This window comes from Clostridium beijerinckii HUN142, from assembly GCF_000621745.1.
Classification (GTDB): Bacteria; Bacillota; Clostridia; order Clostridiales; family Clostridiaceae; genus Clostridium; species Clostridium beijerinckii_A.
The window spans coordinates 316,967-329,456 of the sequence record NZ_JHXK01000005.1; the positions used below are offsets into that span (position 1 = coordinate 316,967).

General features: G+C 29.6%; 9 protein-coding genes. 2 read left to right on the forward strand and 7 right to left on the reverse strand.

Annotation, left to right across the window (positions count from 1 at the left end):
* Positions 1-4: 4 nt before the first annotated feature.
* The 7 genes from T483_RS0101230 to T483_RS0101260 form a co-directional block, all read right to left on the reverse strand.
* A complete protein-coding gene (locus T483_RS0101230; protein WP_026885175.1) occupies positions 5-1,600 on the reverse strand; it encodes a PTS transporter subunit EIIC in 1,596 nt (531 codons plus the stop codon).
* Positions 1,601-1,838: 238 nt separating this feature from the next.
* Positions 1,839-2,564, reverse strand: coding sequence for a MurR/RpiR family transcriptional regulator (locus T483_RS0101235; protein WP_026885176.1), 726 nt, complete (start codon positions 2,562-2,564; stop codon positions 1,839-1,841).
* A 185-nt stretch (positions 2,565-2,749) separates the two neighbouring features.
* Positions 2,750-4,513 (reverse strand): sensor domain-containing diguanylate cyclase/phosphohydrolase, encoded by a 1,764-nt coding sequence (locus T483_RS0101240; protein ID WP_026885177.1) that lies wholly within the window; start codon positions 4,511-4,513, stop codon positions 2,750-2,752.
* A 288-nt stretch (positions 4,514-4,801) separates the two neighbouring features.
* Positions 4,802-5,989 (reverse strand): amidohydrolase, encoded by a 1,188-nt coding sequence (locus T483_RS0101245; protein WP_026885178.1) that lies wholly within the window; start codon positions 5,987-5,989, stop codon positions 4,802-4,804.
* A 319-nt stretch (positions 5,990-6,308) separates the two neighbouring features.
* Positions 6,309-7,337 carry a CPBP family intramembrane glutamic endopeptidase gene (locus T483_RS0101250; protein ID WP_026885179.1) on the reverse strand — a complete coding sequence of 343 codons (1,029 nt, stop codon included), beginning with the start codon at positions 7,335-7,337 and terminating at the stop codon, positions 6,309-6,311.
* Positions 7,338-7,360: 23 nt separating this feature from the next.
* Positions 7,361-8,158 carry a nitrilase-related carbon-nitrogen hydrolase gene (locus tag T483_RS0101255; RefSeq protein WP_026885180.1) on the reverse strand — a complete coding sequence of 266 codons (798 nt, stop codon included), beginning with the start codon at positions 8,156-8,158 and terminating at the stop codon, positions 7,361-7,363.
* 93 nt (positions 8,159-8,251) lie between these two features.
* On the reverse strand, positions 8,252-8,596 hold the full coding sequence (locus T483_RS0101260; protein WP_026885181.1) for a phenylpyruvate tautomerase MIF-related protein: 345 nt from the start codon (positions 8,594-8,596) through the stop codon (positions 8,252-8,254).
* Positions 8,597-9,142: 546 nt separating this feature from the next.
* Here T483_RS0101260 and T483_RS0101265 point away from each other — a divergent pair.
* Positions 9,143-9,532: a response regulator gene (locus tag T483_RS0101265; protein ID WP_026885182.1), complete on the forward strand. Its 390-nt coding sequence runs from the start codon at positions 9,143-9,145 to the stop codon at positions 9,530-9,532.
* A 299-nt stretch (positions 9,533-9,831) separates the two neighbouring features.
* Positions 9,832-12,468 carry a hybrid sensor histidine kinase/response regulator gene (locus T483_RS0101270; protein ID WP_242841785.1) on the forward strand — a complete coding sequence of 879 codons (2,637 nt, stop codon included), beginning with the start codon at positions 9,832-9,834 and terminating at the stop codon, positions 12,466-12,468.
* Positions 12,469-12,490 lie beyond the last annotated feature (22 nt).

Sequence of the window (12,490 nt, forward strand, 5' to 3'; positions counted from 1 at the left end):
CATTTTATTCTGCTCTGTCTAATGCTTCATCTACTATTGTTCTAATTTTATTAATTGAAAGGCCATATACAACTTGTATATTATTTCCCTTTTTCACAACACCTGCTGCGCCTGTTCCTTTTAAAGCTTCTTCATCAATTAAGGTGTTATCTATAACATCCACTCTAAGTCTTGAAAAACAATTTTCTACTGTTACTATATTTGCTTTTCCACCTAATGCTTTAATTATTGTTAATGCTTTTTCATCATCGTTATTAGCTTTACTATTATTTTTATTTGCTGATTTCATATCTTGCTTAACTTTTGCTGCATTCTCATTTAAATCAACTACAACATCTGTATCATTCTCTTCTCTTCCAGGTGTTCTTAAATTCATCTTCTCAATCATAAATTTGAATACTAGGAAAATCACAGCTATTTCAACCAATCCTACTAATATATACATAGGCCAATGAGTTTTGCCTATACCCGCTGGCAAGTTTATTACTAAAAAATCTAATATTCCATTAGTTGCACATACTCTTACATTTAATAGGTATACAAACATTTGGAATAATCCATCAATCACTGAATAAACAAACCATAATAATGGTGCTGCAAAAATAAATGTAAATTCTAATGGTTCCGTGATACCAGCAATTACTGCTGTTAAAGTTGATGGTATTAATTGTGCCTTTAAATTATTGCGCTTTGCTTTTTTAGCAGTGAAGTAAAATGCTAAGGCAACTCCAATTACACCAAAGGTTTTAACTAATCCATATGTTAAAAATCTTGCTGAATCAGGCATGATAGAAATTGTTGAATCATTAAGCAATGCTAAGAAAACTGGTTTTGCTCCAATTACATTTTGGCCATTTATTATCATCTGATCACCAACTGCTGAATATAGGAATGGAGACCAAATTAAATGATGTAAACCTGTTGGAACTAAGAATCTATTTAAAAATCCATAAACAAATACTCCAGCTGCCCCTGCAGAACTCATAAATCCAGTAAGAGCTGTGATTCCAGCAGCTATTGTAGGCCATACATATGTAGTACCAATACTTAATGTGGCTACTACAGGAATCATGATAACGAATACAAACTTACTATTACCATATGGAGCCATAGCGCCACTAAATTCCTTATCTATATATTTATTATGAACTATAGCAACTAGGACTCCTAGAATCATTCCTAGAAATACTCCCATATCTGTCACATGAAATCCTAGTTGGATTGTCTGGCCAGTTCCATATAAAGCTGATGCTGTATCACCTTTAATTATTTTTCCAGATAGCTCTAACCACTTACTATTCGCGCCTAGGAACAAAATATATGACATAATTGAAATGAATGCTGCTTCCGCTTTTTTCTTCTTTGACATCCCCATCGCTATTCCGACACAAAACAAAATGCTTAAGTTCCCCATAATCGGTGATAACATTCCATTAAAGAATTTTCCTGTTACCCAAATTGCTCCGCCTTCTTTTACAAATGTTGTATTGGTGAAAACTGCTGTTAATGCAATCAACATACCTACAATGGGTAAGAATAAGACCGGTCCAATCATAGCTTTGGCAAATTTTTGCATACTATTTAAAATCTTATCTTTCATTTAAATATTCCCCTTCACTATTTTATAATTTTCTTTGGGTAATTACCTGTGAGAATAGGATATCATTATTAATAGCTATTGTTAATAGTTTTAAACGTTTCAGCAACATGTTGACTCAAAAGTAAACATGTTTACCTTTACACAAAAAAGCTATCTCATTAGTTAACCTTGAGATAGCTTTATATATATAATTTCGGTAAGTTTCCACATGAGTATGACTAATTTGGATATCTATATTTTATAAATTACTCATTACCTTATCTAGCAAATATTCCATTACAATCATTACCCTAGCATAAAAGTAGTTCGCAGTAAGATTTCTATCATCTAATTCTTTATCATCTAATATCATAAAATTTAAGGTTGCCTTTTTAGCCATGTGATTCTCTGACTTACCAGTAAAAGTTATAATATCCAATTGATTTTTTGATGCATAATCAATCACTTTTGTTATACTTTCCGTTTCTCCACTTTTAGATATTCCAATAACTAAGGCGCCTCCTATCTGATTGCTGTCATATACTCCATAAGAATTTGTTTTAATGCATTTAAACCCAAGCACTAACATCTTTCTCCAAAAGAAATCTGCAATCGAATCAGAGAATCCAGTAGCTGTTATAAAAATTATATCTTCTCTATGTTTAATTAGCATAGAAATGAAATCTTCTATTTTCTTATTTTCAATTTCCGATATGAAGCTAGTAATATCAGAGGTATGTTCTTGATTGTTTTGATGATTTTTTACTATGAAGTTTAGTCGATATATCATATCTACATAGCCTGTATAACCTAGCTTCTTTGATAACTTTATTATTGTTGCCGCCGATGTATAGTTAATTGTTGCAACATCTCTTACACCTTTAGTTAAAACAGAATCAATATTAGTCAATATGTATTGCAAAACCTGTCTCTCTGTTTCTGAGAGCTTGTAATTATCAGCTATTTTATAAATATCAAATTTCATATCACACCTCCAATATAATGTAATTACTTCATATGATATCATACTTATATCCTTATTACTTAATGAATACATAAAAAAATCCCTTAACGTAGGGATTGTAATCAAAAATAGCAGCTTTCATTAAGTTACTTATATCTCACATCATGAATATCTTCTCTCTTATTATAAATTCCCAATAGATTTTATTATTCCTCAATTTCTTCTAAGTATTCTATAAATGCCTTAACTATAATTGGATCAAATTGTTTCCCTGAACATCTTTTTAATTCTTCAACTGCTTCTTTTTTATTTAAACATCTCTTGTAAACACCATTATTTGTCATCGCATCATATGAGTCTGCAACACTAACAATCCTTGATACTAAAGGTATTCTCTCTCCTTCTAATTTAAGTGGATAACCATTTCCATCCCATCTTTCATGATGAGCTAAGACACCTTTTGCTACATTATCTAATTGATTCGATGCTTTTACTATTCTATATCCTTTTTCTGTATGAGTTTTAACTACTTCAAACTCATCTTCTGTTAACTGACCCTTCTTAAGTAATATTTCTTCATTTATTCCTATCTTACCTATATCGTGAAGTTTAGCAACTATTGTTAGCTCATCCATTACTGATATCGGAAGTGATAATTTTTCTCCTATAGCGATAGAATTTGCTAGTACTCTATCCGTATGTTCTTCAGTTTCCAAGCTCTTGGCTTCTAGCCCCATTTGTAAAGAATACATAATAGAACTATTAAGACTGGTTTTCTGCAACAACTTTTGCCTATATACCTTATCATCTGCTTCTTTTAATGCTTCATATATACTCTTATTTAAACTATCTGCTACCGATGCTCCCAAAGATATGCTCACATTAATTAAATCATGCTTATACATTTTGCAACGCTCAAATATGTTCCTAATAATAGTTTCACACTCATGCTCAGTTGTATTTTTACTTAAAATTACAAATTCATCTCCACCAGTTCTGAAAATCAACTGTTTTTCACCACATACATCTTTAAGTGCCTTGGCTATTAATCTTAATAGTTCATCTCCTTGATCATGGCCTAATGTATCATTTACTAATTTTAGTCCATTGGCATCCCCCATTATCACCCCTACTGGAAGACACTCTTCACTTTGAAACTCTTTTACTTTTTCTTCAAAATATGTTCTATTGTATAAACCTGTTAGAATATCAGTAAAACTTAATTGTCTTAATTTTTTCTCTGCTTCTTTTTTCTCAGTTACATCTAATATTAATCCTACAACACCTGCAACATCACCATTCTTATCGATTACAGGTACCTTTACTGCTTCTGTATATATTTCCTCTCCATCTTCTGAATAAAGTATTGTTTCAGCTTTTATACTTCTCTTATTTTTTATTACTTCATTATCTTCTCTTGAATATTTTGCAGCTAATTCTTCTGTCCGATGTATATCAATATTTGTCTTTCCTGCTACTTCTCCTATACCATCCTTATTGTAAAATTCATCAAACTGCTTATTTACATATACATATCTACCTTCTTTATCCTTAAAAAACACTCTTCCTGGAAGTGTATCCATTACGACTTTTAATATGTTTTCTTGTTCTTCTATAATCTTATCTTTTTCTCTCATAATATCTAAATTTGCATATATGCCAGCTATCGCAAATATTTTTCCCTCATCAATTAATGGAATTATAGTAATTTTTCTACGTTTTCCATCAAGATACCCTTCTTCAGTTAATGGCTTTAAAGATTTTATAACTTGATTGCAGTATTTATAACATTCCGCTCTCACTACACCATCAAATATCTCCGCATCATTTTTCCCAATAAATTCCTCATTTATATCTTTATATATAGTTTTATATTCCTTGTTTACATATATAAATCTCAATTCAAGGTCTTTTATCCATATAGGCTGTGGAAGATTATCTGCTAATAATTTAAATAGCTTGTACTCCATATCCTCATTTTCCCTCCTTTGCATTCCAATCTATCGTAACAATTCTCAGAAATCATTTGTACATAATAGTCTCTAGCAAACTCTTTTGAGTATTTATACAAATTTTTCTTGAGATTTACTAATTACAACCAACTTATTACACTCTGTAATTTCTCTCAATTATTACAATCATTTGTTAGGGATTTACTTTTAAAATTTAAATTCCATTTTTTCAAATCAATTATATGATTTACGACTCTTTAATTCTCTATTATATTACAAAATAAATATTTAAATTAAGTACTATATCTACTTAATCTTATGTTTATATTCTTTATCTATTATTTCTTTTAAAGCACTTTCTGCTAATTGTGCAAAATATTTTGAGCAATTTAAAATCGCCTTCTCATCAACTTTATATTCTGGATGATGGTGTGCATAAGATTTTCCGGTTCCTACAATTATAAATGCACCAGGTATTTTCCTTTGGTAATACGCAAAGTCTTCCCCTTCTAGTCCCATAGATATTCTTCTAACATCATAGCCAACTCTCTTTCCGATTCTAGCACTAAACTCTACCCATTCTTCGGTATTATTGGTTGCTGGAGAACCTGAATGCCAAATAAGCTCTGCTCTTCCACCAAAAGATTGTGCTATTCCTGTTACTATTTCATCCATTCTCTTAGCTATTAAATGACGTATATCCTCATCTAAAGTTCTTACTGTTCCTTCAAGATATGCGAATTCCGGAATTACATTCCATGTATTTCCCCCTTCTATGTGAGTTACACTTAACAGCGCTTTTTCTGTTGGACCTACATTACGACTGACAATTGTTTGAAGTGAAGTAACTATATTACTCGCAATTATAATTGGATCTATTCCTTTTTCAGGCTTGGCAGCATGGCTACCGATCCCTGTAATCTTTATCTCAAACCTGTCAACAGCAGCTGTCATCGCTCCAGTTTTTATTCCCATTATTCCAACTTCTGAATCTGAAACATTATGTATTCCAAAAATTGCATCTACATCATCTAAAATACCTGTTGATAAGATTTTTTTTGCTCCATCAGCACTTTCTTCACCAGGCTGAAATATAAATTTTACTGTTCCTATTAGTGATCCTTGATGCTTTTTCACTAAATACGCCGCTCCCAAAATCACAGCCATATGAAAATCATGACCACAAGCATGCATCATACCATCGACTTTAGACTTATAACACAAACTTGTCTCTTCTTTAATTGGCAATGCATCTATATCACATCTTATAGCAACCACTGGACCATTAGGATTTCCTTTTACCTGCGCTACAAGACCTGTCTCCAAAGGCAAATCAAAAATATCTATATCCACTCTTTTTAATAGATCTTTTATAAGTTGTGTCGTTTTATACTCTTTATTAGACAATTCAGGATTCTCATGTAGTCTTCTATACACTCCTATAAGTTCATCATCTAAATTTTCTATTATAGATAGTAATATTTTATTTGTCATATTAATCCCCCTTTAAGTACATAAAATAGAATCGCGTATCAATACAGTATATATCTATTGCTTAAGATCATATTATTCTTTAATAATGTTACATAAATTACTAGCTTCTATATGGCATTAAATATACAAATAAAAGAATGTTCTACCACATACTTATTATGCCTTGATTGATGCTTAAATTATATTCATCCATTTTTATAGTGTCAATATCTATTCTCTAATTCAGCATACGCACTAATTCAAGTTAGAACTCTGTAGTTTAAGGCCTAATATTTATTACACCCTAAAATAACTCTTCTATTTTTTATCCTCAATTAAATTACTTTATTAAATTAGTTGCTGCCATAGTTACAACAATAAATATTATATAGAATACTATATAAGCCTTAGCCCACGCCCCACTAAAAGAATATTTAACTTTCTGGTAAGTTTTTAATATTCTTGTATCTTCTTTTACTATCTCTAAAAATCCACTTTTATATTTATTAATAAATAACAACAGTGCAGCAACTCCAACCAAAAAGTACAAAGTTCCAAATACATACTCTAATATCGGCATATTTAATAATGATATACCTGTTGCAGCAAAAGTTATTGTATTATTAAATATATGAGCTATCATCGATGGTATAATAGATTTTGATTTAATCGCAATAAATGCCAAAACAATTCCCATCAATATTGGATTAATGAATTGAACTAAATTTAGATGGAACATAGAAAAAAGAATCGAAGAAACGATCATTGCCGTTAGATTCCCATACTTCTGCATACTTCTAAGTATAAAGCCTCTAAATATAATTTCTTCTAAAATTGGTCCTACTAAGCACACATATATTAAAAATAATATTAAAAAACTGCTTTGTTTCGGGAAACTAAAGTCTGGCTGTGGAATGTGTAATCCTAAAATCCTAAAAATTGTTGAGTATATCATATATACCATACTTGAAACCATTCCAACTCCTATACAAGAAAGCGTCCCTAGTAGTACAAACATCTTAGTTGACTTATTCTTTGAAAATATTTCTTGCCGGAATTTCACCTTTATAGTTTTTATTGCTATAAGGATTGCTATAAGATCGCCAACTATACATGTTAAGTATCCAGCAAAAAAGTTATAAGCATCACTTGAAAGCCCTAAAATTATATTTTCTTTTGGATTACTTATTATATTAAAACCTACAATTGGTCCTATAAATTTTATAGAAAATGTCATTATAAATACTAATCCGTATGTTGATAATACTAATGCTAAAAGTATTCTTGCGCAATTTCCACCACTTTTCTTTATATCTTTTTTCAATGATAACTTTCTATATTCAATTTCTTCTTGAAAATCATTTATCATAACTTTACCTACCATTCATTACTTTAATGTAAAATAGAATTACAATTACTTATGCTTATATATAAATCTTCTCTTCTATCATTCTTTATATCAAATTGTTCTTTAACTGTTTTTATCATATTCATATTTAACTCTTTTATAATCAAAGTTTCTTTCTCACTTATTTTATTTAATATATCACCATCTGGACTTACAAAAATTGATTTTCCATTATACTGAAGATCATTTCCTATGCCTATTCTGTTTATACCTATTATATAACATTGATTTTCTATAGCTCTCGCCTTCAATAATGTTATCCAATGTTTTTCTCTTTCTTTAGGCCAGTTAGCAGCTATAGTTATTATTTGTGTTTCTTTAGATGCTATTTGAAATATTTCTGGAAATCTTAAATCATAACAAATAAATGGAGCTATTTTCAATCCATTAATCTCACATGTGAGTATTTTATTTCCTTTATGATATTTATCATCCTCACCACTGTAGGAAAATGGATGTATTTTCGTATATTTAATTAAACATTTCCCTTCTTTTGATATAATAATATATTTATTACTGCCTTTTTTATCACTCTTTATTGCAATACCAATTCCTATGTTTATATTATTATCTATAGCCTTTTTTTCAATCCATTTCATTATCTCATCTTCAGATAATACGAGCTTGTTTATATTCATAGTAAAACCTGTTAAAGCCATCTCAGGAAATAAAATTAAATCAACCTTATTTCGTGAAGCTTTTTTAATAAATGCTTCAACCTTATTTATATTTTCATTAATATCCTCCCAGATTACATTCATCTGAGCAATTCCTATAATCAAGTTGTACCTCCTTAAATATTATAAATAAAGGATACTATATGGATTATTACATCAGAGTACCCTTTACTTTAGGTTACCTATATCTAATTATGCTTAAAAGTTCTTTCCATTCCATCCCCAATTTTCAACTTCCTCATATTTCACATATATCTTATTTTGAGGTATTTCCAATTCTTTTTCGTATATGCTACAAATTTCTGCTGTTAGGGTATCATAGGCATCTTTACTTGACTTTCCAAATATTTTTACTTCTATAAACGCCCCCTTTTCTAATTTTTCACCTCCAAAATATAATGAGTAGTTATCTTCGAAACCAACCATCAAAAAAGTTTCACTTTTTCCTGGAAGCAATTTTATTGCTTCTCCTAGTTTCTTCTTTATAGTTTCCTCTTTTTCTTTTGAAATTTTTACACTAACTTTTGATCCTATAAATGGCATCTCCTGTTATCCCCTTTCTACATATGACATAATAAAATATACTAAATTATACCATAATTCTATATATTTTATTATTTACAGTTCTATACTTAACTTATATCATAATTTTTAATATGATATTCAGATTTATCAATCCAATATATACCATATTAAACGCTAATTATTAGTTTTAATTATATCACATCTTATACTCAACCTTACGTCATATTTCATTCGCCTTTCTTAAATCTTTGGGCAATATTCCATCAATTTAGAAATATCCTACGTACGCTAATTTATTATCTTCTAAATATTGTATGTATATATTTAAAATATATAATTTATTCCTTGTGCAAATGTTCATTGTCTTGATGATTCTTTAATTGTTGAATCTTATTTATTAATTTCATATTTACTTTAACACCTTCTACTGAAATAATTATAAGAAAAAACTAAAATTTGGTTAAACTTTTTGCTAAAATATGTTATATTATTTATAATAGGTATTAATTTGTAAGTATTTCAGTGTTGACTTTTAAGTTTTTTTGAGAGGGGATTAAATTAATTATGAATTTCGATAAATCAATGTCAAAAATTTTGATAGTTGATGATAATATTGCTAATGTTTTACTACTTGAAAGAATGCTTAATATATCCGGTTATAATAATGTAAGAACATTAACAGACTCTAGAGAAATTTTGAAATTATATTCTACATATAAACCTAATTTGATACTATTAGACTTTAGGATGCCATTTGTTGATGGACTTCAGATTATGGATGAACTAAATCTTATAAAAGATAATAGCAAACTATCTATAATTATGATCTCCGCTGAAAACGATAAAGAATATTATGATAAAGCGTTGGCTAAAGGTGCTACTGATTTCATTACTAAACCATTTTATTATGATGATATAGTTTCAAGAATACAGAGTGCCTTCGAATGTTTATAATTACTAGGCATACTGGATGAGGTGATATTATGGATAAAACAAATACTCATAAAAACATTTCTCTTTACAAATGGATTTGGCAGTCTCATATTCGTAATGTACTAATTCCATTAATAATTATTGAAATAATTTTTACTTGCATATATTTCATTTCGAACTATTGGTCTCATAAAAATTCAGTTACTTTTTACAAGAATCAATCAAAAAGTGAACTCAATCAAATTATTAAGCAAGAAGTAAACTTAATTGATCAGCACCTATCATCTATATCAAATTCTGCAATGTTTTTCAGTTTACAAATGGGACACGCTTTGTCAACGCAAGCTTCTTTAACCACTATAGATTCTGATAGGCTATCCTATTCAAAAGATGGAGCTTATTATACTAGTAAAAATAGTCCAACTGACGGAGCAGCAATTTTTTATAATAATTTTGCGCCTACTACAAAAGATGAGAAAGGAAAAAAAATTGCTAAGGTTTTAACACAACAAAAGTTAATGGCAGATATTAAGAATTCCTGCCCCTTGATTAATTCCATATATTTCAACACCTTTGATTCCTTAAGGATAACTTACCCTTATATTAATGTTCTTAACAGTTATGATTATTCTTCACAGGTATCTTCTAATAAGTTTTATTATGAAGCCGATGCTAACCATAATCCAGAAAAAAAGATTAAGTTGATTAATCATGATTTTAATTCAGATAATAGTAATTTTATAAGTTCTGCTATATATCCTGTTTATAAAGGTGATTTTTTAGAAGGTGTTGTTGGTATTGATGTAAACTTGAACGCAATTGTCAGTAAGGTTTTGACAATTGATATTCCTTGGGATGGTTATAACTTATTGATTGGAGAAGATGGCAGCATCCTTTCACTTTCCGATGTTGGAAAAAATGATTTAAATTTAACTCAATATAATATGTATAAAAGTAATGATTTAAGTTCATTAATGGATGAAATCCAAACTAATGAAAACGGATTTTCAAATTTTACACTTAAGGATGAACCTAGAATTGCATGTTGGTCTACCGTACCTAATACGGATTTAAAATTACTAATAGTAGTTCCAACAAAAAATATCTACTCAAATGCTGATACGCTAAGAAATGAGCTGTTAAAAATCGGAATAATTACAGTCTTAGGATTAATTTTATCGTATTTTTTACTTTTCTTAATTACCTATAAAAAGGTGAAAAATATGGGCTACATTGTTTCTGATTCTCTTTTGAGCATTAATAATATTGTTCAAGAAATTAGCAATGGTAAATATGATATATCTGATCCACTCTTAAAGATCTCAGAATTAGAAGATATAGCATTAAATTTAATAAAAATGGGACATCACATAGGCGAGACAAATAAGAATTTATTAACTACCCAATCTGAACTCAGAAAAAAAGAAGTTGATTTCAGATCACTTGTTGATTCAATTAATGACATAATCTCAGAGGTAGATATAAACGGCAACATTACCAAAATATGGTCAAGCGTCCATGTTTATTTATATAAGCTACATATGAAAGGTCATTTTAATTCGATACATGATATTTTAGATGAAAGTACAGCTAAAGCCGCTGAGGAAAAGATCAATTATGTTATTAAAACAAAAAAATCTACCAATATGGATTTTAATATTAAATCCACATATGGACTAAAATGGTTTGAGGCATGTATTTCCCCACATTTAAATTATAAAGATAGAGTGGTAGTGTTGACTCGCGATATTACAGAACAAAAGAAAATGGCTCGTTCTATCATTTTAGCAAAAGAAGAAGCAGAAAAAGCTAGTAAAGCAAAATCTGAATTTTTATCTAGCATGAGTCATGAGCTTAGGACACCATTAAACGCTATATTAGGATTTTCTCAAATCTTAAAATTAGATACTGAATCCCCATTAACTAATTCTCAAAGTCAGAGCGTTAACGAAATATCAAAAGCTGGCAGCCACTTACTAGAATTAATTAACGAAATATTAGATCTAGCTAAAATAGAATCAGGAAAGCTGAGCCTTTCAATTGAATCTGTTCCAGTTAAACCTGTAATAGAGGAAACTGTTGCTATAATAAAACCATTTGCAGACAAACATAAGATAGATATTATTACTTATCCAATAGATAATTCAGATGAATTTGTTTCTGCTGATAATACACGACTAAAACAAATTTTACTTAATTTATTATCTAATGCAATTAAGTATAACAAGCAAGATGGCCAAGTAATCTTTTATCATGATAGGGTTGATGATAAATATAGATTCCATGTTATTGATACTGGCATTGGCTTATCCAATTCTGATTTGGAATTGATTTTCAAGCCATTTCACCGTCTAAATAGAATTAATAATTCAATCGAAGGGACGGGAATTGGCCTTGCAGTTGCTAAGCAACTAACTGAATTAATGAATGGCGAAATATTTGTAACTAGCGAGAAAGGTATTGGGAGTCACTTTTGGATTGAACTTCCTTGTATAGAATCATCTAGTTTGCAAGTTTCCGAAAATACAATGATATCTGAAAATAAAGTTTACTTTTCTAATGATAAATTTCGTACAATATTATATGCTGAAGATAATCCTGCTAATTTACGACTTGTTGAGCGTGCTCTATCTCAAATTAGTAATTTAAAAATGCTTTCAGCAAATTCCGGTGAGCTGTGTTTAGATTTAGCTATCGCGCATAAGCCAGACATTATATTGCTAGACATAAATTTACCCGGGATAGATGGTTATGAAGTCTTTAAAAGACTAAAAATGCATAACGAGACTAAACATATCCCAATCATTGCCATTAGTGCGCATGCAATGCCTAGAGATATAGAAAAAGGATTATCACTAGGATTTTCAGACTATATTACTAAACCAATTAATATTCCAAGCTTTATTGAAAAAGTGTGCATTATATTAGCTAGCATTAGTGAAAAAGACACCTATTAACAGAACATACTATGGAAAGAGG